Here is a 21,469-nt window from a genome sequence, read left to right as displayed (position 1 = left end):
TGCTAAACTGGCTCACCGAATGTATAGTACACTTCGGTTGGATAGTTAATTTGGCGAGATTATACGATGATCAAACAAAGGACACTTAAACGTATCGTTCAGGCGACTGGCGTCGGTTTACATACCGGCAAAAAGGTCACACTGACGCTGCGCCCTGCGCCGGCAAATACCGGGGTCATCTATCGTCGCACCGACTTGAATCCACCGGTAGATTTTCCGGCCGATGCCAAATCTGTGCGTGATACAATGCTCTGTACTTGTCTGGTCAACGAGCATGACGTGCGGATTTCGACCGTAGAGCACCTTAACGCCGCGCTGGCGGGTCTGGGTATCGACAACATTATTGTTGAAGTTGATGCGCCAGAAATCCCGATCATGGACGGTAGTGCTGCGCCATTCGTTTATCTGCTGATGGATGCTGGCATTGATGAACTGAACTGCGCGAAGAAATTCGTCCGTATTAAAGACACCGTTCGTGTTGAAGATGGCGATAAATGGGCTGAATTCAAACCGTACAATGGTTTTTCGTTGGACTTTACCATCGACTTTAACCATCCGGCGATTGATGCAAGCACCCAGCGTTATGCGATGAATTTCTCCGCAGACGCCTTTATGCGCCAGATCAGCCGAGCACGTACCTTCGGCTTCATGCGTGATATCGAATATCTGCAGTCCCGTGGTTTGTGCCTGGGCGGCAGCTTCGATTGTGCCATCGTTGTTGACGATTATCGCGTACTGAACGAAGACGGTCTGCGTTTTGAAGATGAATTCGTTCGTCACAAAATGCTGGATGCTATCGGTGACTTGTTCATGTGTGGTCACAATATTATTGGTGCATTTACCGCGTTCAAATCCGGTCATGCGCTGAATAACAAACTTCTGCAGGCAGTCCTGGCTAAACAGGAAGCTTGGGAATACGTGACCTTCGAAGACGACGCAGAATTGCCGCTGGCGTTCAAAGCTCCGACAATGGTTCTGGCATAAGCTTAACCGTTACGTAAATTCGACTGGCAACCTGGCACTCTCTCCGGTCAGGGAACCAGTCGTTTTTTCTTTTTTCCTTCCATCCTTTGTCTTTCTGGCTTTGCTGCCGTCGTAAAGATCACACTCCTGCACAACCGCTGATTTCTTAAACCATTTTTCGCTGATGATTTCGTCAATACTGCTGCTGTAGTGTCGCATTAATGGTAATATCTGGGCGCTAAAATAGAATAATGACAATAAAACCGAAGGTGGAACATTACGTGAGTGGAATGCTGACGCGTTGGCGACAGTTTGGTAGACGCTACTTCTGGCCGCATCTCCTATTGGGGATGGTTGCTGCTGGATTTGGCCTGCCCGCACTTGCGAATAATACCGAGCCTGCTTCGCCTACCCGCACGACGTCGAGCAATCACAGTCCGTCGCAGAAAATTGATTTCACCCAGTTGGCTCGGCTGGAAAATAATCGTCGCCCCTCTTTTAACGTCGATTATTGGCATCAACATGCCATCCGCACGGTTATTCGCCACCTCTCTTTTGCCATGGTGCCGACCGCGCTGCCGGTTGCGGAATCCGCATCACCGCTGCAGGCGCAACATCTGGCATTACTGGATTCGCTGAATGCGTTACTTAACGTAGAAAGCCAGCCGTCGCTTGTCATTGCACAGGCCGCGGTGCTACCCGCATTACCTCCTCTGGTCTTTAGTATCCCGTCCTGGATAAGCCAGGTTCATGGGATCCGCGCCGGACCACAGCGCCTCGTCTGAAATAACCGTTTTTATCCTTTTATTTTTATGACTCCGAAATGTCGGGGCGCTTGAGATTTTATTATGTTAATCAAATTATTGACCAAAGTTTTTGGCAGTCGTAACGACCGTACACTGCGTCGTATGCGCAAAGCTGTTACCCAGATCAACGCCATGGAACCGGAGATGGAAAAACTCTCCGACGACGAGCTGAAAGCCAAAACCAACGAATTCCGCGCGCGTATTGAAAAGGGTGAAAGCGTAGAAAGCCTGATCCCGGAAGCGTTCGCTGTGGTACGTGAAGCCAGTAAGCGCGTGTTCGGCATGCGTCACTTCGACGTGCAGCTGCTCGGTGGTATGGTTCTGAACGACCGCTGTATTGCGGAAATGCGTACTGGTGAGGGTAAAACCCTGACCGCAACGCTGCCAGCTTACGTGAATGCACTCTCTGGTAAGGGCGTGCACGTGGTTACCGTCAACGACTACCTGGCGCAGCGTGACGCCGAAAATAACCGTCCGCTGTTCGAGTTCCTCGGCATGACCGTGGGCATTAACATGTCCGGCCTGCCGGCTCCCGCTAAGCGCGAAGCCTACAACGCGGATATCACCTACGGTACAAACAACGAATACGGCTTTGACTACCTGCGTGACAACATGGCGTTCAGCCCTGAAGAACGCGTACAGCGTAAGCTGCACTATGCGTTGGTGGATGAGGTCGACTCCATCCTTATCGATGAAGCACGTACTCCGCTTATCATCTCCGGCCCGGCTGAAGACAGCTCGGAAATGTATAAGAAAGTGAACAAAATCATCCCACATCTGGTTCGCCAGGAAAAAGAAGACTCTGATACCTTCCAGGGTGAAGGTCATTTCTCCGTGGATGAAAAAGCACGTCAGGTGAACCTGACTGAACGTGGTTTGGTACTGATTGAAGAGCTTCTGGTTAACGAAGGCATTATGGATGAAGGCGAGTCCCTGTACTCTCCAGCCAACATCATGCTGATGCACCACGTGACTGCAGCACTGCGTGCACACGTGCTCTTCACTCGCGACGTGGATTACATCGTTAAAGATGGCGAAGTCATCATCGTTGATGAACACACCGGTCGTACCATGCAGGGCCGCCGCTGGTCTGATGGTCTGCACCAGGCGGTTGAAGCCAAAGAAGGTGTGGACATTCAAAACGAGAACCAGACGCTGGCATCTATCACCTTCCAGAACTACTTCCGTCTGTACGAGAAGCTGGCAGGGATGACCGGTACTGCGGATACCGAAGCATTCGAATTCAGCTCTATCTACAAGCTGGATACTGTGGTGGTACCAACGAACCGCCCGATGATCCGTAAAGATATGCCGGATCTGGTCTATATGACTGAAGCGGAAAAAATTCAGGCGATTATCGAAGATATCAGAGAACGTACCGCCGCCGGTCAGCCGGTTCTGGTGGGGACTATCTCTATCGAAAAATCTGAAGTTGTGTCGAATGAGCTGACTAAAGCGGGCATCAAGCACAACGTACTGAATGCCAAATTCCACGCCAGTGAAGCGGATATCGTTGCACAAGCAGGCTACCCGGCTGCGGTGACCATCGCCACCAACATGGCAGGTCGTGGTACCGATATTATGCTCGGTGGTAGCTGGCAGGCAGAAGTGGCTCAGCTTGAAGACCCAACACCTGAACAGATTGCGCAAATCAAAGCTGACTGGCAGGTTCGTCACGATGCAGTGTTGGCGGCAGGCGGCTTGCACATCATTGGTACCGAGCGCCACGAATCTCGTCGTATCGATAACCAGTTGCGCGGTCGTTCCGGTCGTCAGGGTGATGCGGGTTCTTCCCGTTTCTACCTGTCTATGGAAGATGCCCTGATGCGTATCTTTGCCTCTGACCGTGTGTCCGGCATGATGCGTAAACTGGGGATGAAACCAGGCGAAGCCATCGAGCACCCATGGGTGACCAAAGCAATTGCCAACGCCCAGCGTAAAGTGGAAAGCCGTAACTTCGATATTCGTAAGCAGCTGCTGGAATATGATGATGTTGCTAACGACCAGCGTCGTGCTATCTACACTCAGCGTAACGAACTGCTGGACGTGTCTGACGTGAGCGAAACCATCAATAGCATTCGCGAAGATGTCTTCAAAGCGACCATTGATGCACATATTCCTCCTCAGTCACTGGAAGAAATGTGGGACATCCCTGGCTTGCAGGAACGTCTGAAAAACGACTTCGATCTGGAACTGCCGATCTCTGAATGGCTGGACAAAGAGCCAGAGCTGCATGAAGAGACGCTGCGTGAACGTATTCTGGAAAATGCGGTAGAAGTCTACAAACGCAAAGAGGAAGTGGTTGGCACCGAAATGATGCGTCACTTCGAGAAAGGCGTAATGCTGCAGACCCTCGACTCCCTGTGGAAAGAGCACCTGGCAGCAATGGATTACCTGCGTCAGGGTATCCACCTGCGTGGCTATGCACAGAAAGATCCAAAACAGGAATACAAACGTGAATCCTTCGCCATGTTTGCTTCCATGCTGGAATCACTGAAGTACGAAGTGATCAGTACTCTGAGTAAAGTCCAGGTGCGCATGCCGGAAGAAGTCGAAGAGATGGAACAGCAGCGCCGTATTGAAGCTGAGCGTCTGGCGCAGATGCAGCAGTTGAGCCATCAGAGCGATGACGCTGTTGCCGCACAAGACCTGGCGGCACAAACCGGTGAGCGCAAAGTGGGACGTAACGATCCATGCCCATGCGGCTCCGGTAAAAAATACAAACAGTGCCATGGCCGCCTGAGCTAAGGACAAATAGGAAAACAAAAGGCGCAGATTACTGCGCCTTTTTTATGGGTAAAACAATATGAAAAAACTGCAAATATCCGTCGGCATCATTCGTAACGCCGAAGGTGAAATCTATATCACCCAGCGTGCTGCCGACGCGCACATGGCGAATAAGTGGGAGTTTCCTGGTGGGAAGATAGAAGAGGGGGAGTCTGCTGAACAGGCGGTGGTTCGCGAGCTGCAAGAAGAGGTAGGGATCACCGCTACGTCATTGCAACAGTTTGATAAGCTCGAATATCAGTTCCCCGACCGCCATATCACTTTATGGTTTTGGTTGGTTGAGGGTTGGGAAGGTGAGCCGTGGGGCAAAGAAGGGCAACCGGGGCGCTGGATTGCGCAACAGAATTTGGTAGTTGATGAGTTCCCACCGGCTAATGCACCGATTATTGAAAAGCTGATTGGCGGCTAACGTCGTCTTAATCACACTGTATGCAGACGCCGGGATAACCCGGCGTCGTGGTATTCGGCGTGCTTACTGTTGCTCTTCGCTCCAGCCATCGCTGTCGGAGAGATCGCCGCTGCTAGGAATACGCTTCTCTTCAGCTGCCCATTCTCCAAGGTCAATCAACTGACAGCGCTTGGAGCAAAACGGGCGATACGGGCTCTGTTCACCCCAAATCACCGGCTTGTTGCAGGTCGGGCAATTTACCGTCGTTACGTCAGACATCATTGCTCCTTAGCAGCATGCCAGTTCAAAATCGAGGCGCTCTGGTACGCTACCGTGCTCGCTATCCAGCGGCATAAAGCGAATAGCGAAGCGACTCTTGTGGCCGGAGATTTGTGGATACAGCTGGGACACTAAATCCAGCTTCAAGCGCAGCAGATCGGCATCGTCACCGTTATCCTGGTAGAAACCATTAAGGCTAGTTTGCTTACGGAACTGTGCGGAGTTACGCACCAGATCGAGGATCAACGCCAGGGCTTGATTCAACGGCTCAAGGCTAGCCAGCCATGATTCCACCAGCGTATCTCGCTGACTTTGCTTTGCGTGTAGCCACATATGCAATGTCGGCAAATCAAAGCTACAGCAGCCGCCTGGAATGCTCAGACGCTGGCGAACTAACGCAATCAGTCGGTCTTCGCGCAGGAATTGCCCAATGCGCGGAGCAGCCATCAGGATACTGCTGCTGGTTTTTAACTGTTGGCGCAATGCATCAATGCGACTCAGATCGACGCCAGGAACTTCGCTCCATGCGTTCAGTTTTCGCTGCTGACGCTCCAGCTCTTTGAGGAGTTCAGTACGGATATCACCGCGCTCGAACACATCCAGTAAATCCCCGACATTACGAAAAAAATGCAGCGCGCTGGCGTGATCCCTGATAGGTAAATTGGCATTCATTTGCTCTGTCAGAAATTCAATACGCAGCCAGGTACGCATTTTTTCATTCAAGGGATGCTCAAAAAGGATGTGGGTGTGCATTACGATTTTTCCTGTGATACAGCCTGCGCGGCGAGCTGAAGATAGCGTGCGTGCAGGCGAGCGACATCCGATGCAATCGCATCTGGTGTGCCGTTGTTATTAATGATGTCATCAGCCACGGCCAAACGCTCTTCACGGCTGGCCTGGGCTGCAAGAATATTTTCCGCATGCTCTCGCGACACATGGTCACGTTGCATGGTTCGGTAGAGCTGAGTCTCGCGCGTGACGTCGACGACCAGAACGCGATCGGCCCGTTGATAGAGTTTGTTTTCCACCAGCAATGGCACAACCCAGAGTACATAAGGCGAGGTAGCCTGCTGGAACTGACGCTGTGTTTCTTGCTGGATAAGCGGATGCAGCAGGGCATTGAGCCAGGCTTTATCATCAGGGTGTGCAAAAATATGTTCGCGTAGCGCCCGACGGTTGAGGGCACCTTCCGCCGTCAGCATATGAGGACCAAAATATTCGGCTATTGCAGCAAGCGCAGGTGTACCTGGTTCGACAACCTGGCGGGCAAGAATATCTGCATCAATAACGTTAATTCCCAGGCTAAAAAATGCATCTGCGACCGTGCTCTTACCGCTGCCGATGCCGCCCGTTAACGCTACTGTGTAAGTCATACCGCTTTGCCCTGGATTTTTAGTATGAAAATCATTTGGTTAATTAACCGGCGGCCTGCAACAAGATAGTTAATGCTGCGCGGCGCTAATCGCCAGGTAAATTTATGGGATTGTAGCTTAAAAAAACTGAAAATCGCAGTCTTGCGAAGCCCTGATTAGTGCGTATGATTACATTACTGGAGTTGTGCTCTCAATTTAATTGCCATTAACCCCAGGAATCCGCACATGCGTATCGAAGAAGATCTGAAGTTAGGTTTCAAAGACGTTCTTATCCGCCCTAAACGCTCTACTCTTAAAAGCCGTTCCGACGTTGAACTGGAACGCGACTTCACCTTTAAACATTCTGGACAACGCTGGTCAGGCGTACCGATTATCGCTGCGAATATGGATTCCGTAGGCACCTTCCAGATGGCAAAAGTGCTTTCCTCTTTTGGTATTCTGACCGCTGTTCACAAGCACTACACCGTTGAAGAGTGGCAAACCTTCGTACAGATCGAGTCTGCCGACGTGCTCAAGCATGTGATGGTTTCCACCGGTACCTCCGACGCTGATTTTGAAAAAACGCAGCAGATTCTCAAGCTAAATCCGGCACTGACTTTTGTATGTATCGATGTGGCGAATGGTTACTCCGAGCACTTCGTTCAGTTCGTGGCGAAAGCACGCGAAGCGTGGCCAACTAAAACCATCTGTGCGGGTAACGTTGTGACCGGTGAGATGTGTGAAGAGCTGATCCTCTCCGGTGCCGATATTGTCAAAGTCGGCATTGGCCCTGGTTCTGTGTGTACCACTCGCGTGAAAACTGGTGTCGGTTACCCGCAGCTTTCTGCCGTTATCGAGTGCGCTGATGCTGCACACGGTCTGGGCGGCCAAATCGTCAGCGACGGCGGTTGTACTATGCCGGGCGACGTAGCAAAAGCATTCGGCGGTGGCGCTGATTTCGTTATGTTGGGTGGTATGCTGGCCGGTCACGATGAGAGCGGCGGTAAAGTGGTTGAAGAGAACGGCGAGAAATTTATGCTGTTCTACGGTATGAGCTCTGAGTCAGCGATGAACCGTCACGTTGGCGGCGTTGCCCAGTATCGTGCTGCCGAAGGTAAAACCGTTAAGCTGCCACTACGTGGGCCGGTAGAACATACCGCTCGTGATATCCTTGGTGGCCTGCGTTCAGCGTGTACCTATGTTGGGGCATCGCGTCTGAAAGAACTGACTAAGCGTACGACCTTTATCCGCGTGCAGGAACAAGAGAACCGCGTGTTCAACAGCCTGTAATGCTCGGGATTATCGCTGGCGTAAAATGCGCCAGCGTTAACCCATTCCGCTGATGGCATCCCCCAGATGAAAAATGGGCAGATACATTGCCACCACTAACGTACCAATAATTATTCCGGTCACTATCAGCAGCGCAGGCTCCAGCAGTGATGTCAGATTATCCGCCAGATTTTGCGTTCCCTCATCATGGTGGAGCGCCAGATTTTCCAGCATTTCATCCAGCGCCCCGGATGCTTCACCGGTTCTCACCAGCTGTAAGCAGAGCGGTGTAAACACCCGACTTTTCTCCATCGCCTGCCAAATGGGACTCCCTTCAGCGATCTCCTGATGAAGCGTGTGAATGACATCGCGCCACCACGGACAGGTCAGCGTCACTTCAACGGTTTCCAACCCTTGTAAAAAAGCGATTCCCGCGCGTTGGGTGAGCGCAAGTACGGTAAAAATCTGACTCAGCTTTTGCCCGCGAGCGAGTTTTCCCATGAGTGGAAGAGAGAGCAGTATCTGCTGGCGAATGCGTTGCCAGGGGGGATGATTTTTTAGTACTGCAGTTATGACGACGGGGATCAGCGGTAGCACGAGTAGCACGATGAACCACCGCTCGACGAAAGCGGCCATTGCCATTACGGCAAGCGTTAGTGTCGGTAACGGCGTGTTAAAAGTGCGGTATATCGCAGTGAACTCCGGCAGAACAAAGCCAGTCATGGCCATGACGACTAAGGCCGCAAGTGACAGGATAATGATGGGATAGCGCAGCGCTTTTTTGACCTTTGAAGCCAGTAAAAGCTGAGCTTTCTGCTGGCGAACAAGCTCAAGGCAGCACTGTTCAAGCTTACCGGTTATCTCACCGGTGCGAATCATCGCGAGGTATAAAGGTGGAAAGGCCTGTGGCCACTGCTGTAGTCCTTCTGACAATGAGACACCTTGCGCCAACCGTTCAGACAATGCAGTCAGTAAGGCTCGCCATTGTGCTATGGGGTGCTGTTGGGCTAAAAGCTTCAGGCTGTCTGAAAGCGTAAGCCCTGCCTGTAGCAACGTGGCTAACTGACTGATAACCATGCAGCTATGTTGTGCCCGCCAGTGCGCGGTATTAATACTCCGACGTTTGAGTGCCACAACGGTAATACGCTGTTGCTGTAGCGCTATCAATACTGCTGGACGATGGCTGGCCCAGACTGCGCCGTTGAGTCTTTCTCCATTGGCATCAAGACCCTGCCAGTGCCAAAGTTGTTCACGCATCTTCAGGAATTCCGAGGACGCGGAGCAGCTCTTGCTGAGTCGTTAGCCCCTGCTCAACGGCGAGACAGCCATTTTCGAATAGCGTGTTCATCCCTTGTTGTTTTGCACGATGCATTAGTTCTGTTGGGCTTGCACCCTGGATAATGTATTGCCGTAGCGCTGGCGTTAACGGTAGCACCTCAAATAGCGCCAGCCGCCCCTGATAACCGTGGTAGCAGTGCTGGCATCCCGGTGCCGTCCAATGTGGTAGTGGGCGGGGCCAGAGTGATAACGGCAGCGGGTGGCTAGTCAGAGTGTCAATACGACAGTGAGGACAGAGTTTTCGCACAAGGCGCTGTGCGATCACCATGATAAGCGCTGATGAGACCATCCAGCGAGCGACACCCATCTGTTCGAGCCGTACCAGCGTTTCTACCGTAGAGTTCGTATGCAAGGTTGAGAGTACCAGATGCCCCGTTTGAGCCGCTTTAATCGCAATCTCTGCGGTTTCGCTATCGCGGATTTCACCGACCATGACAATGTCCGGATCCTGGCGTAATAAGGATCGCAGTACGCTTTGAAAAGTGAGTCCCGCACGGAGGCTAACCTGCGTCTGGTTAAGACCATCAAGCGGGATCTCTATTGGGTCTTCAACGCTACATATATTCACATCGCTGCCGTTGCGGCTTTGCAGTGCGCTGTAGAGCGTGACGGTTTTCCCACTGCCGGTTGGCCCGGTAACTAATATCAACCCCTGCGGTTGATTGAGCGATGACGTAAACTGTGTCAATGCTTCAGGGGTCATGCCAAGGCACTGGAGATCCAACGCCTGCTCAACCTTATGCAACAGGCGCAGAACCACTTTTTCACCATATCGGCAGGGGAGGGTGGAAATCCGAAAAGAGAGTGGCACTTCACCCACCTCAACCGCAAACTGCCCATCCTGTGGCAGACGACGCTCGGCAATATCCAGACTTCCGAGCACCTTTAGCCTGGCGATAAGCGACATCATCAATGGAAGTGGGACGGTTGACAGTGTGTGTAACACGCCATCGACCCGTAGCCTTATACGCAGGTTGTGTTCAGTGGGTTCAAAGTGGATATCCGACGCCCGTTGTAACAGTGCTTGCTTAAATAACTGGTTCAGCAAATCCACTGGATTGCTATGCTCTTCATGGGGAGCGGGAGGACTCATGCTGGTGATTTTTTGCAGATGTTTATCCATTCTGTCCTGATCCCAGCACTCGATATCTATCCGTTTTTGTGTCGCAAAACGTAGGGAATCCATGAGTTCGCTGGCCGGCGAACCGACCACCGCGATGTTGAGTTCATCTGTGCCGTTGAGTAGCAGTACAGCGTGATGGCGCTGGCACAGTGTCAGTAATTGCTCGTTCTTCATTGACGGCTCCTTGCCTTATTCGGCGTCAAAACGAAACACATCTTCACAGGCCTGTTTCAGCGCGCTGTCGCTTTGAATGCCGCAGGTTCGCTGCCAGCCGGTAATGCCATTCGCGTTATCCCAGCCGGGAACCAGCGTGACGGTTAACCCGTTCAAGCTTTCCTGGCCGGTGAGTACGACGGTGCCCTTTGTTATGCTCATTCCTGAGACGTAACGAGTGGTGGTGGGTGATGGAATGCCATTGCTGCTGGCATTGCAGTTATCTATACCACCGCGATCGAGAGCGCAAAGTTCTATGGCGGTGCGGTAGGGAACAAACGTCTGCAGCATATCGGTCAAGGCCGCTTTACGTAGGTAGTTCTGGTAAGCCGGAATACCGATTGCGCTGAGGATGGCGATGATGCCGATAACGACCATCAATTCGATGAGGGTAAAGCCTTTTTGTTTATCCATGATCTGCTCCTTGCTGGGTCTGGCGCTACTTTGTCAAAGCGCAGAAACAACGGCGAGGATCAATAATGGATTAAGGAAGCCGCATTCCAGGATGTGTTATCCCGTTGCAGCGATGCATCAAAAAAGGGAAGCAGAGTCGGAAAAAATGCCCTCCGGAGGGAGGGCATGAGAGAGGAGATTGGTATTAGCGAAAACGCATCGACAGATCGAGTGCGCGGACATGTTTGGTCAGCGCCCCTACGGAAATATAGTCAACGCCGGTTTCGGCGAACTCGCGTAGGGTGTCGATAGTAACGTTACCGGAAACCTCGAGCTGCGCCTGGCCGCGGGTGATTTTTACCGCTTCGCGCATCTGTTCGGTATCGAAGTTGTCGAGCATGATGATATCGGCGCCAGCCTTCAACGCTTCTTCCAGTTCTTTCAGGCTTTCGACTTCCACTTCTACCGGCACATCAGGATGCAACCAGAAGGCTTTTTCTACCGCCTGACGTACGGAGCCAGAGGCAATAATGTGGTTTTCTTTAATCAGGAAGGCGTCAGAAAGCCCTAAACGATGGTTAGCGCCACCGCCGCACAGGACGGCATATTTCAGCGCGGTGCGCAGGCCCGGCAGCGTTTTACGGGTATCCAGTAGTTGGGTATGCGTGCCTTCCAACAGATTCACATATTTGCGCACTTCACTGGCTACGCCAGAGAGCGTTTGCACAAAATTCAGCGCGGTACGTTCGCCGGTCAGCAGTACGCGAGATGGGCCGAGAATTTCAAACAGCGGTTGGTCGGCGGTAACGACATCGCCGTCAGCGACATGCCAGGTGAGGGTTACATCATCACCGGCAAGCTGGATAAAGACTTCTTCAACCCAACGTTTACCGCAGAAAACGCCGTCTTCGCGGGTGATCACTACCGCATGAGAATGGCTGTTTTCCGGTAAGAGTTGTGCGGTAATATCGTTATGCGCATCAACCTCGCCTCCCAGGTCTTCACGCAGCGCTTGGGCCACGGCGTTGGGGATATCGAGGTTGATACGTTCTAGCAGCGCGTCACGTCGGTGGTCTGGGTTATAGCGGCGAGGCGGCATGATTAAGCTCCAAAATGGTAACGATGCGAAAGATTGAAACATGCTACTCTGAACCGACTAGCATAACCACTCATAAGGATATCCGGCATGCAGTTATACAGGTCATCCTTTGCGCTGTCTCAGCCGTGGCTGCGTTCGTTCACTTTAGCGACGCACTTAGGTACGTTTCTGAGGTTAATCTCATTTGCCGATGTGATGAAATTTAAATGATTTTGCGTATAGATAAGGGCTGGCTGGTGGGTGTTCGACAGGTACCTTCTCCCCATCACGATTGCCGCCCGGAGGACGAAGCTCCTTCACTGCTGGTTGTCCATAACATTAGCCTGCCACCGGGGCAGTTTGGCGGCCCCTGGATTGATGCGCTGTTTACCGGCACGCTCGATCCTGATGCCGATCCTTTCTTTGCCGAAATTGTCCATCTGCGGGTTTCAGCCCACTGTTTGATCCGTCGTGACGGAGAGATCGTTCAGTACGTACCTTTTGATAAACGCGCCTGGCATGCCGGCGTGTCGAGCTACCATGGACGTGAACACTGTAATGATTTCTCCATCGGTATTGAGCTGGAAGGCACCGATACGTTGGCCTATACCGACGCGCAGTACGAGCGGCTGGCGGCATTAACCCAACTGCTAATTACCGAATACCCGACGATGGCTAATCACATCACCGGTCATTGTGATATCGCGCCCGTGCGCAAAACCGATCCCGGCCCGGCATTTGATTGGGCCCGTTTTCGTGCGCTGGTCACCCCCTCGTCAAATAAGGAGATGACATGACGTTATTCACCACGCTTCTGGTGCTGTTTGCAGAGCGCCTGTTTAAACTGGGCGAACACTGGCAGCTCGATCATCGGCTGGAGACGCTGTTTCGGCGGGTGAAGCACTATTCGCTTGCTGGTACCCTGGTTATGACCATCGTAGCAATGGCGGTGGTGGGTATTGTTCAGCGGGCGTTGAGTGGGATGTTGTTTAACGTGCCGTCGCTGATTTTCTGGATCCTGCTGGGGTTACTGTGTATCGGCGCAGGCCGTGTGCGCCTGCATTATCACGCCTACCTGAAAGCTGCTTCGCGCGATGATGCCCACGCTCGCGAAGCGATGGCTAGCGAGTTGACCATGATTCATGGCGTGCCGGCCGGCTGTGATGAGCGAGAATTTTTGCGCGAGTTACAAAACGCGCTGCTGTGGATCAACTACCGCTTTTACCTTGCTCCGCTGTTTTGGTTTGTGGTGGGCGGTTCATGGGGGCCGGTAGCGCTGATGGGCTATGCTTTCCTGCGGGCATGGCAGTCCTGGCTTGCGCGTTACCAGACGCCGCATCACCGTTTACAGTCGGGTATCGATGCCATCTTACATATCGTGGATTGGGTACCCGTTCGCCTGGTGGGTGTGGTGTACGCGCTGATTGGCCATGGCGAGAAAGCGCTTCCGGCGTGGTTTGCTTCGCTGGGCGACCGCCACACTTCTCAGTATCAGGTGCTAACAACGCTGGCGCAGTATTCACTGGCTCGTGAACCGCACGTTGATAAAGTTGAGACGCCAAAAGCGGCTGTGTCGATGGCGAAGAAAACATCCTATGCAGTGGTGGTGGTTATGGCACTGCTGACCATCTACGGAACGCTGGTGTAGTCAAAAGGCCCGGTCAGCATCACGCTACCGGGCTTATTTTTTACAGCGTATCTGCGGGGGGAATACCGAAGTCTGGCATGCCATCCTCCCGCCAGCGCACCGTTTTTAGCCGCGTATGACGATTCGGGTCATACAGCGGGTCGCCTTCAATTTCCGTGTAGTTCCTTGCGTGATATACCAGCACGTCATCGCCGTCCGGCGTTTGCGTGAAGCTGTTGTGCCCTGGGCCATATTGGCGGTTTTCATAGCTTGTCGTGAACACCGGCGTTGGCGATTTATGCCAGTTTGCAGGGGCCGTTATATCGGCATCTTTATCGATCCACAGCAGCCCCATACAGTAGTTTTCATCGGTGGCGCTGGCGGAATAACTGATAAATAAGCGATTACCGTGAGTGACGACGGCAGGGCCTTCATTCACCAGGAAGCCTCGACATTCCCAGTCAAATTCGGGTTTGCTGAGCATCACGGGCTCACCTTTTATCGTCCACGGATTCTCAAGTTCTGCCAGGTAGATATTGGAGTTACCGGCAATCTCCGGGGATTTTTGTGCCCACAGATACCACTGTTTACCCTGATGATGGAACGTCGTGGCATCGAGGCAGAAGGTGTCAAACGGTGTCTTCACCTGCCCCTTTTCGACCCATTTTCCGGTTAACGGATCGGCGTCACTGCACTCCAGCGCGTACATGCGGTGCTGAAACATCCCCAGCTCGTCAAGCGCCTGGGTATGGGCGGCGGCGAAGTAGATATACCATTTGCCGTTGATCGCGTGCAGCTCTGGAGCCCAGATAAGATTGCTCATTGGGCCGCTTTCTGGTTTACGCCAAACCACAACAGGCTCTGCGCTGCGCAAGCTATCTAAATCAGCGGCGCGGCGGATCTCCAGCCGGTCGTATTCCGGCATGGAGGCGATAAAGTAGTACTCTCCCTGGTGGCGCAGAATAAACGGATCGGCGCGTTGCTCAATAAAGGGATTGGGCCAGTTCTTCATCAGGCTTTCCTTACGTGTTCAGTCGATTGCAATTCTTGTTGGTATTCATTCAGTTCCCGGTAGTTGGCACGACGTTTTTCCAGATCTTCCTGAATCTGTTTCATCAATGTACGGTCCACTTTTAGCAGACGCACTACACCAGCGGTAATCAGATAGCCTACGCCCGGAATGACGGTGAACAGCAGCATAATGCCATTGAGGGTGGTTTCGCTTTGCGCTTTGGCACCTGCATCGTAACCGTACCAGGAGAGCAGGAAACCGACCATCGCGCCGGCGACTGCGAGGCCGACTTTCAGGAAGAACAGGTTACCGGAGAAGCTAATCCCGGTGATACGTTTGCCGGTTTTCCACTCACCGTAGTCATCAACATCGGCCATCAGCGACCAGTGCAGCGGCGATGGGATCTGGTGCAGGATATTTAACAAGAAGTAGAGCACCACAATCAGCATCGTGGCGTGCGGGTCAAAGAAGTAGAAGGCTACGGAGAAAATGGCCAGTGCGATGTTGGTCCAGAAGAAGACCTGTAGTTTACACCAGCGGTCGGTCAGGACTTTCGCCAGCATGCTGCCAATCATCATGCCGATGACACCAAGGCTAATAAAGAGGGTGGCGAAGTGCGTACTCTCACCCATTACCCAGGTCACGTAGTACATGGTGGCCGCCATGCGGATAAAGCCCGGGCAGACGTTGCACAAGGTCAGCAACAGGATGCGTACCCACTGGTCGTTTTTCCAGACGTCTTTTAAGTCCTGCTTGAGTTCATCGTTGGTCTGTACCGCCGGACGGACGCGTTCACGGACGGTAGCAAAGCAGAACAGGAACATACACATGCCGATAAACGCCAGCACGGTCATTGCCATTTGATAACCTTTGGCTTTGTCTTCGCCACCGAACCAGTCTGCCATTGGCAGCAGGGTCAGCGACAGCAGCAGAGTGGCGATACCAACCAGCACGAAGCGATAGGACTGACAGGCCACGCGCTCTTTTGGATCGTTGGTGATGACGCTGCCGAGGGAGCAATAGGGAATATTGATTGCGGTATAGGTGATGGATAACAGGAAATAGGTGACAAATGCATAGATAACTTTGCTGCTATAGCTCCATTCAGGCGTGGTGAACATCAGCACGCTGAACAGAGCATACGGGAACGCTATCCACAGGAGCCATGGACGAAAACGACCGTACTTGCTGCGGGTACGGTCGGCTAATGCGCCCATAATCGGGTCGGTAACCGCATCAATCACGCGAATAGACAGGAGTAACACGCCAACCAGCGCTGGCGCTAAGCCAAAAATATCGGTGTAAAAATAGTTAACGAACAGCATGATAGCGCCGAAGATGATGTTACATCCCGCATCGCCCATACCATAGCCAATCTTCTCTTTTACTGACAGTTTGCTTGCGTTCATCGCCAGATCTCTCTTGGGGTATATGGAGAGGATTATTGGTTGTGAAATATAAAAATGCGTAGCAGGATAACGTTGTTGATATGGACAAAATTGCTGCTAATGGGAAAGTGTGAGTCAGATAACAGGCGTGGTAGCGGTTTACATCCGCCACCACAGAAAGAGGCTTAACGAAGATCCGCCGCAGGAACTAAAACGCGCGTTTTACCGTAGATAATCGTCAGGATCATCGGCACGCTGAAGGCGACGAGAATGGCAAACACTTCATAGATGGCTTTGGATTCCGGGCCGCTGAACAGCCCAAGTTCAAAGACGTTCAGCACCGGCAGGAAACTGTAGGTTTTTACCTCCAGCAGCCCGGTAATTGCACCACCTAACGCTGCACCAATACAGCCGAAGATAAATAGCATCCGGTATTTGAGGTTCACGCCGTACAGCGCAGGCTCGGTAATCCCAAAGAACGCGGAGATCGAGGCCGAAATTGCCAGCTGTTTGTCTTTCAGGTTACGGGCGATAAAAATGGCACCAAAGGCGGCACCGAACTGGCCCATGACCGCGGACATGAACATCGCCATCACCGTGTCGTAGCCGTTTACCTGCATGTTGATCAACGCAATGGGGATAATGCCCCAGTGCACGCCAAAGACCACGAACAGCTGACCAATCCCCGCCAGTAAGGCGCCGGAGAGCATTGGGCTTAAGTTGTACAGCCAGGTGTAGCCGTTGGCAATGCCAATCCCCACGTAATCGGCAATCGGGCCAATCACAGTAAAAACCACGAATCCACTAATAATCAGCGACAGGCAGGGTACAAATACCAGCGCGGCGATTTCCGGCACCCACTTTTTGCACCAGCGTTCGACGTAGCTCAGGAACCATACCGCAAAGATAGCCGGGATCACCGCACCGCCGTAAATTTTCAGCGGGAACGCGAGGTTGAAAATCTCTACGTGATCCGGCGTAGCGGCGTCGGTTAGCGGGAAGATCATCGCGGCGGTCAGTGCCAGGGCGGTGAAGCGACTAGTTTTGAAGCGGTCGGCGGCGGTAACAGCGATAAACAGCGGCAGCATGACGAACACACCGCTGGAGAGCGCGTTAAATACCACAAACAGCCAGGATTTGGTTGATATCAGATCCAGCGTTTGCAGCAGGACGACCAGTCCTTTGACGACACCAACGCCGGCGAGTACGCCAATGTACGGGGTAAAAATGGCGGACAGCGTTGCCAGCAGACGGTTAAAGAGAGAAATGTCCTGTGTCTGAACAGTTTCTTTCTCCTGTTCTGAAGGCAGCAGCTCACTGAGTGCCGCGAAGATTTTTTCGACTTTAGGGCCGATCACTATCTGAAACTGGCTGCCGTTGTTGACCAGTTTTACTACCTCAGAAATCTCGTACAGCTCCTTTTCATCAATTCGCGTATCGTCCTTTAAATTCAGGCGTAAGCGGGTCGCGCAGTGATTTGCGTGGTCGATATTCTCCTTGCCACCCACGGCGGAGAGGATTTGTTGTGCAACGGCTAAGTATTGAGTCGCCATAACGAGGCACCTTTATCAGTAGGTAGAGTACAGGCCGTGAATCAGGCGTAATCGCCGGGTTTGGTTTTACTTTTTACCGCGACACCAAAGTCGGTGAAGATCCGCTGCGGCAGGTTATTGCCCTTCGCTTCGGCGATGTGGTGCGCGAGGATCTGGAAGGGGATCACCATCAGCAGCGGCAGCACGGTCTCCGGCGTTTTGATATTTAGTGCCAGGGTATGGGGATCGTCACTGGCTTCCGGCGTGACGGTATAGACGTACTGGGTATGACGCTGCTCATATTGGCGCAGCAGGGTCAGACGTTCGCGGGCCACGCTTGGCACATCGAGGAAGAACAGGCGATGCTGCGGGTTAATTTCAAAATACGGACCGTGCATAAAGACTTCCATTTCAATGCCCTGAGAAGGCACGCGTACGGTCTCGGTAAATTTAGTTGCCATCTCCATACACACGCCGATAGCCGGGCCGTAGCCGATGCTGGTGAAGCGTGGCGAGGCGGTGAGTTCTTCCTGCCAGCGGCTGAAAAAGTCTTCGGTGGTATTGATGATTGCGCCAATCGCGTTAACGGCCTCACGAAGAATCGTGAGCTCCTGCTGCTCACGCGCGTCGTCAATGGCGTTCACCGCACGAGCATGGCGCAGGCCCATCAGCATCAAGGTCAGAATGGTTGCCACGTAGCCTTTGGTCACATAGCCCACGCGCTCTTCGCCAATATCCAGCATGACGAAGCAGTCTGCGGTTTTGGCCAACTCGCTCTGCGGTTTGCTGGTTAAGCCTACCGTTTGCAACGAGTAGCGCTGTTTCAACGCCTCCAGTGCGTGCAGCGTTGAGGTGCTTTCACCGCTCTGGGAGACAGCAATCACCGTTTTGACGTCTGGATTGTGCTTCTCAAAATGCTGATAGTGGAAAGGTTCGGCCAGCGTCAGGCGCACCGCAGAGAGGCTTTCGATGTAGTATTTGGCACTCACAGCGGCGTTGGCGCTGGAGCCTGTTGCCAGGACCAACCATTCGCTGTCATCGTCAATAGCGGGCACATTCTGCGGGTAGCTATCCAGAATCTGGGCAAGCGTCGCCTGCTCTTCATGGATATAGGTCATCATCGTGGGTTTCATTACGGCCTCTCATTGCTGAAAACTGAAAACGTTTTCAGTAAAATATTATGAGAGAAAATGAACCGTCAATTTTACGAACGACGATCTGTGATTAAGATCTGAATATTTAGTGTGCAGCTGGCCGTGCGGCCAGCGGAGGCGTTACGCTGATTCGCCGGCGATCAGCACTGGCGTAATAGGAGAAATGTCGGGCAGCATGTCCTGAAGAATGGTCATCATCTGGCGGATAACCTGTTGACCAATTTCATTATTTTTATGATTAACGGTAGTTATTCGAGGAATGAAATACTCGCTGCCGGGGAAGTACTCGCAGCTGGCGACGGCGATATCATCAGGGACAGACAGGCCATTATCTTTCAGCGCGCGGATGGCGCCCATCGCGACGCGATCGTTTATTGCGAGGATAGCCTGAGGTAGGGCGCGACCGGATTTCAGCAGCTGTTCTGCGGCCTCGTAGCCATGTTCCGGGTAGAAGTTGGTCTCGAAAATAGCGGCCTTTTGTTCATCAAGACCAGCCTCTTTCAGCGTTTGCAGAAAGCTAGCGACGCGTTGGCCGGTCATATAGACGTGCGAGGAGCCGCCCACAAATGCAATGTCGCGATAGCCTTTGTCCAGCAGATGACGAGTCACCATGGCCACACAGTTGACCTGGTCACGCTCGAGACAGGCGTAATCGTAACGGGCAAGCTTGCGGCCGACCACGATAACCGGCAGGGCGGCAATCAGCTTTGTCAGGCCTTGTAGATAGCTCTCGGGGACTTTCAGGTAGTCGATATTGCCGCCGAGGATGATGACGCCGTCGAGCTGGCTGTCGATGATGGTGCTGAAGATTTGATCTTCGGCAATCACCTGCATTGAACCCGCGCGTTTGTTCGCCGATTGAGTATCGAAGAGGATAATTTTGTAGCCAGCTTGCAGGCAGGCTTTCTCGATTTGCTCCACCAGCGTGGCGAAGTAGGGGTTGGTAATATCGGAGACCACCACGGCAAGCGTCATGCTCTTACGCGAAATCATGCTGCGCGCCATCAGATTTGGGCTGAAGTGATTCTCGTCGATGACTTTTTGCACTTTGGCTCGGGTTTTATCCGAGACCCAGCTGTTGTTGTTGAGTACCCGTGAAACGGTGGCGATAGAGACGCTTGCCAGTTCAGCAATGTCTTTGATTGTGAGGTTTTTTTTCATCGGCCATCCGGGTCCTTTTATCGGCGGTAACCCAGGCAATGGTACATCACTTTGGCGGGAGGGTGAACGCTCTGTACCCGCGGTGGATACAGAGCGTGGACAGAAATTAGTGCGCCTTCACGGTTTTCACGTTCTTTTGTTTGAACATGTAGCCAATGCCGAGAATAACCAGCCACACCGGAATCAGCCAAACGGAGATAGCCATGCCTGGCGTCATCACCATGATGACCAGCACTGCCGCCATGAAGATCAGGCAGATCCAGTTACCCAGCGGATAGAACAGCGCGGGGAAGCGAGTGGTAACACCCTGCTGCTGTTTCGCTTTGCGGAACTTCATGTGAGCCAGGCTAATCATTGCCCAGTTGATCACCAGGGCCGAGACCACCAACGCCATCAGCAGACCAAACGCCGACTCAGGGGCCAGGTAGTTGATCAGCACGCACAGTGCGGTAACGAAAGCAGAAACCAGAATGGTGTTGACCGGTACGCCGCGTTTATCAACGCTCAGCAATGCTTTTGGCGCATTGCCCTGCTGCGCCAGGCCGAACAGCATACGGCTGTTGCAGTAAACACAGCTGTTGTACACGGACAGTGCAGCGGTCAGTACCACGATGTTCAGGGCGTTAGCAACGAAAGAGTCACCCAGTTCGTGGAAGATCAGCACGAACGGGCTGACATCAGCCGTCACGCGGGTCCATGGCATCAGGGAGAGCAGGATAGCCAGCGAACCCACATAGAAAATCAGGATACGGTAGATAACCTGGTTGGTGGCTTTTGGAATGCTCTGCTCTGGGTTATCCGCTTCTGCCGCGGTGATCCCAACCAGCTCCAGGCCACCGAAGGAGAACATGATGATTGCCATCATCATGACCAGCCCGGTCCAGCCATGCGGGAGGAAGCCGCCTTGTTCCCACAGGTTACGTACGGTGGCCTGCGGGCCTGCGGTATCGCTGAAGAGCAACCATGCACCAAACAAAATCATCGCGATAACGGCGATAACTTTAATAATGGCAAACCAGAACTCCATCTCACCAAACACTTTCACGTTGGTCAGGTTGATGGCGTTGATCGCGATGAAGAAGACCGCTGCGGATACCCAGGTTGGGATCTCAGGCCACCAGAACTGGATGTACTTACCGACCGCCGTCAGCTCGGCCATGGCAACCAGAACGTACAGTACCCAGTAGTTCCAGCCCGATGCGAAGCCGGCGAAGTTGCCCCAGTATTTATAGGCGAAGTGGCTAAAGGAGCCTGCTACGGGCTCTTCTACCACCATTTCGCCCAGTTGGCGCATGATCATAAAAGCAATAAAACCGGCGATAGCGTAGCCGAGAATAATCCCCGGACCCGCCGACTGAATAACGGAAGCGCTGCCGAGAAACAGGCCCGTGCCGATAGCGCCGCCCAGAGCGATCAGCTGTATATGGCGGTTCTTAAGGCCGCGCTTAAGCTGGGAGCCTTGCTGTTGACCTTCCATTGTGAAACCTCGTGTGTGGTTATTATTGTGACGCTGTTGCGTATGTACTTAAGAAATTCCGTTTTCTGTATTGTTATGTTTACGAAAAGCTTTTCTTAAAAAGAGGTAAGACTCTTTCGTCATCAGCAG

The 21,469-nt window shown here is 52.7% G+C and carries 20 protein-coding genes; 7 read left to right on the top strand and 13 right to left on the bottom strand.

Annotation, left to right across the window (positions count from 1 at the left end):
* Positions 1 to 66: 66 nt before the first annotated feature.
* From lpxC to mutT, 4 genes are all read left to right on the top strand, one after another.
* Positions 67 to 984, top strand: a complete 918-nt coding sequence (gene lpxC / locus KP80_RS07815; RefSeq protein WP_052283032.1) for a UDP-3-O-acyl-N-acetylglucosamine deacetylase — start codon at positions 67 to 69, stop codon at positions 982 to 984.
* A gap of 260 nt (positions 985 to 1,244) precedes the next feature.
* Entirely contained in the window at positions 1,245 to 1,748 is a 504-nt protein-coding gene (secM, locus tag KP80_RS07805) for a secA translation cis-regulator SecM (protein WP_197276142.1), read from the top strand.
* Positions 1,749 to 1,811: 63 nt separating this feature from the next.
* Entirely contained in the window at positions 1,812 to 4,517 is a 2,706-nt protein-coding gene (secA, locus tag KP80_RS07800) for a preprotein translocase subunit SecA (protein WP_052283029.1), read from the top strand.
* A 58-nt stretch (positions 4,518 to 4,575) separates the two neighbouring features.
* Entirely contained in the window at positions 4,576 to 4,965 is a 390-nt protein-coding gene (mutT, locus tag KP80_RS07795; RefSeq protein ID WP_052283028.1) for an 8-oxo-dGTP diphosphatase MutT, read from the top strand.
* 63 nt (positions 4,966 to 5,028) lie between these two features.
* Here mutT and yacG read toward each other — a convergent pair whose 3' ends face one another.
* The 3 genes from yacG to coaE are packed head-to-tail and all read right to left on the bottom strand — an operon-like array spanning position 5,029 to position 6,596.
* The gene (gene yacG / locus KP80_RS07790; RefSeq protein WP_052283027.1) at positions 5,029 to 5,223 is read right to left on the bottom strand and encodes a DNA gyrase inhibitor YacG; all 195 of its coding nucleotides are present in this window, start codon (positions 5,221 to 5,223) and stop codon (positions 5,029 to 5,031) included.
* Positions 5,224 to 5,232: 9 nt separating this feature from the next.
* The gene (gene zapD / locus KP80_RS07785; RefSeq protein ID WP_052283026.1) at positions 5,233 to 5,976 is read right to left on the bottom strand and encodes a cell division protein ZapD; all 744 of its coding nucleotides are present in this window, start codon (positions 5,974 to 5,976) and stop codon (positions 5,233 to 5,235) included.
* Positions 5,976 to 6,596, bottom strand: coding sequence for a dephospho-CoA kinase (gene coaE, locus KP80_RS07780; RefSeq protein ID WP_052283025.1), 621 nt, complete (start codon positions 6,594 to 6,596; stop codon positions 5,976 to 5,978). The genes zapD and coaE overlap by 1 nt, the downstream gene beginning before the upstream one ends.
* Positions 6,597 to 6,821: 225 nt before the next feature.
* On the opposite strand from coaE, the gene KP80_RS07775 reads away from it, so the two are divergent.
* Positions 6,822 to 7,865, top strand: coding sequence for a GMP reductase (locus KP80_RS07775; RefSeq protein ID WP_052283024.1), 1,044 nt, complete (start codon positions 6,822 to 6,824; stop codon positions 7,863 to 7,865).
* A 36-nt stretch (positions 7,866 to 7,901) separates the two neighbouring features.
* Here the strand turns inward: KP80_RS07775 and hofC are convergent, their stop codons facing one another.
* The 4 genes from hofC to nadC all read right to left on the bottom strand — a co-directional run bounded on the left by hofC (position 7,902) and on the right by nadC (position 12,010).
* The gene (gene hofC / locus KP80_RS07770; protein WP_052283023.1) at positions 7,902 to 9,101 is read right to left on the bottom strand and encodes a protein transport protein HofC; all 1,200 of its coding nucleotides are present in this window, start codon (positions 9,099 to 9,101) and stop codon (positions 7,902 to 7,904) included.
* Complete coding sequence (gene gspE / locus KP80_RS07765) at positions 9,094 to 10,479, bottom strand: type II secretion system protein GspE (RefSeq protein WP_052283022.1); 1,386 nt, start codon at positions 10,477 to 10,479, stop codon at positions 9,094 to 9,096. Before gspE ends, hofC begins: the two co-directional genes overlap by 8 nt.
* A 15-nt stretch (positions 10,480 to 10,494) precedes the next feature.
* The gene (gene ppdD / locus KP80_RS07760) at positions 10,495 to 10,932 is read right to left on the bottom strand and encodes a prepilin peptidase-dependent pilin (protein ID WP_052283021.1); all 438 of its coding nucleotides are present in this window, start codon (positions 10,930 to 10,932) and stop codon (positions 10,495 to 10,497) included.
* Positions 10,933 to 11,116: 184 nt separating this feature from the next.
* Entirely contained in the window at positions 11,117 to 12,010 is an 894-nt protein-coding gene (gene nadC, locus KP80_RS07755) for a carboxylating nicotinate-nucleotide diphosphorylase (RefSeq protein ID WP_052283020.1), read from the bottom strand.
* A gap of 206 nt (positions 12,011 to 12,216) precedes the next feature.
* Between nadC and ampD the strand changes: the two genes are divergently transcribed.
* Entirely contained in the window at positions 12,217 to 12,786 is a 570-nt protein-coding gene (gene ampD / locus KP80_RS07750) for a 1,6-anhydro-N-acetylmuramyl-L-alanine amidase AmpD (protein ID WP_419772953.1), read from the top strand.
* Complete coding sequence (ampE, locus tag KP80_RS07745) at positions 12,783 to 13,637, top strand: beta-lactamase regulator AmpE (protein WP_052283019.1); 855 nt, start codon at positions 12,783 to 12,785, stop codon at positions 13,635 to 13,637. Before ampD ends, ampE begins: the two co-directional genes overlap by 4 nt.
* A 40-nt stretch (positions 13,638 to 13,677) precedes the next feature.
* Here ampE and KP80_RS07740 read toward each other — a convergent pair whose 3' ends face one another.
* From KP80_RS07740 to aroP, 6 genes are all read right to left on the bottom strand, one after another.
* Positions 13,678 to 14,628, bottom strand: a complete 951-nt coding sequence (locus KP80_RS07740; RefSeq protein WP_052283018.1) for a family 43 glycosylhydrolase — start codon at positions 14,626 to 14,628, stop codon at positions 13,678 to 13,680.
* On the bottom strand, positions 14,628 to 16,037 hold the full coding sequence (locus KP80_RS07735) for a glycoside-pentoside-hexuronide (GPH):cation symporter (protein WP_052283017.1): 1,410 nt from the start codon (positions 16,035 to 16,037) through the stop codon (positions 14,628 to 14,630). Before KP80_RS07735 ends, KP80_RS07740 begins: the two co-directional genes overlap by 1 nt.
* A gap of 164 nt (positions 16,038 to 16,201) precedes the next feature.
* Complete coding sequence (locus KP80_RS07730; protein WP_052283016.1) at positions 16,202 to 17,569, bottom strand: PTS transporter subunit EIIC; 1,368 nt, start codon at positions 17,567 to 17,569, stop codon at positions 16,202 to 16,204.
* Positions 17,570 to 17,610: 41 nt separating this feature from the next.
* Positions 17,611 to 18,681, bottom strand: a complete 1,071-nt coding sequence (locus KP80_RS07725; RefSeq protein WP_052283015.1) for an SIS domain-containing protein — start codon at positions 18,679 to 18,681, stop codon at positions 17,611 to 17,613.
* A gap of 141 nt (positions 18,682 to 18,822) precedes the next feature.
* The gene (locus tag KP80_RS07720; RefSeq protein WP_052283014.1) at positions 18,823 to 19,863 is read right to left on the bottom strand and encodes a LacI family DNA-binding transcriptional regulator; all 1,041 of its coding nucleotides are present in this window, start codon (positions 19,861 to 19,863) and stop codon (positions 18,823 to 18,825) included.
* A 106-nt stretch (positions 19,864 to 19,969) separates the two neighbouring features.
* Entirely contained in the window at positions 19,970 to 21,340 is a 1,371-nt protein-coding gene (gene aroP / locus KP80_RS07715) for an aromatic amino acid transporter AroP (RefSeq protein ID WP_052283013.1), read from the bottom strand.
* Between the last annotated feature and the right edge of the window lie 129 nt (positions 21,341 to 21,469).

The organism is Kluyvera genomosp. 1 (assembly GCF_001266615.1).
GTDB classification, from domain to species: domain Bacteria; phylum Pseudomonadota; class Gammaproteobacteria; order Enterobacterales; family Enterobacteriaceae; genus Kluyvera; species Kluyvera cryocrescens_A.
Note: the sequence above shows the minus strand (reverse complement) of the source record. Positions and strands in the feature narration are given on the sequence as shown.

Bases quoted from the DNA above. Each gene is read 5' to 3' on its own strand.
- coaE (WP_052283025.1), bottom strand. From the start codon at position 6,596: ATGACTTACACAGTAGCGTTAACGGGCGGCATCGGCAGCGGTAAGAGC.
- KP80_RS07775 (WP_052283024.1), top strand. From the start codon at position 6,822: ATGCGTATCGAAGAAGATCTGAAGTTAGGTTTCAAAGACGTTCTTATC.
- yacG (WP_052283027.1), bottom strand. From the start codon at position 5,223: ATGTCTGACGTAACGACGGTAAATTGCCCGACCTGCAACAAGCCGGTG.
- ampE (WP_052283019.1), top strand. From the start codon at position 12,783: ATGACGTTATTCACCACGCTTCTGGTGCTGTTTGCAGAGCGCCTGTTT.
- KP80_RS07725 (WP_052283015.1), bottom strand. From the start codon at position 18,681: ATGAAACCCACGATGATGACCTATATCCATGAAGAGCAGGCGACGCTT.
- lpxC (WP_052283032.1), top strand. From the start codon at position 67: ATGATCAAACAAAGGACACTTAAACGTATCGTTCAGGCGACTGGCGTC.
- mutT (WP_052283028.1), top strand. From the start codon at position 4,576: ATGAAAAAACTGCAAATATCCGTCGGCATCATTCGTAACGCCGAAGGT.
- KP80_RS07720 (WP_052283014.1), bottom strand. From the start codon at position 19,863: ATGAAAAAAAACCTCACAATCAAAGACATTGCTGAACTGGCAAGCGTC.
- ppdD (WP_052283021.1), bottom strand. From the start codon at position 10,932: ATGGATAAACAAAAAGGCTTTACCCTCATCGAATTGATGGTCGTTATC.
- KP80_RS07735 (WP_052283017.1), bottom strand. From the start codon at position 16,037: ATGAACGCAAGCAAACTGTCAGTAAAAGAGAAGATTGGCTATGGTATG.
- aroP (WP_052283013.1), bottom strand. From the start codon at position 21,340: ATGGAAGGTCAACAGCAAGGCTCCCAGCTTAAGCGCGGCCTTAAGAAC.
- KP80_RS07740 (WP_052283018.1), bottom strand. From the start codon at position 14,628: ATGAAGAACTGGCCCAATCCCTTTATTGAGCAACGCGCCGATCCGTTT.
- hofC (WP_052283023.1), bottom strand. From the start codon at position 9,101: ATGCGTGAACAACTTTGGCACTGGCAGGGTCTTGATGCCAATGGAGAA.
- ampD (WP_419772953.1), top strand. From the start codon at position 12,217: ATGATTTTGCGTATAGATAAGGGCTGGCTGGTGGGTGTTCGACAGGTA.
- nadC (WP_052283020.1), bottom strand. From the start codon at position 12,010: ATGCCGCCTCGCCGCTATAACCCAGACCACCGACGTGACGCGCTGCTA.
- KP80_RS07730 (WP_052283016.1), bottom strand. From the start codon at position 17,569: ATGGCGACTCAATACTTAGCCGTTGCACAACAAATCCTCTCCGCCGTG.
- zapD (WP_052283026.1), bottom strand. From the start codon at position 5,976: ATGCACACCCACATCCTTTTTGAGCATCCCTTGAATGAAAAAATGCGT.
- gspE (WP_052283022.1), bottom strand. From the start codon at position 10,479: ATGAAGAACGAGCAATTACTGACACTGTGCCAGCGCCATCACGCTGTA.
- secA (WP_052283029.1), top strand. From the start codon at position 1,812: ATGTTAATCAAATTATTGACCAAAGTTTTTGGCAGTCGTAACGACCGT.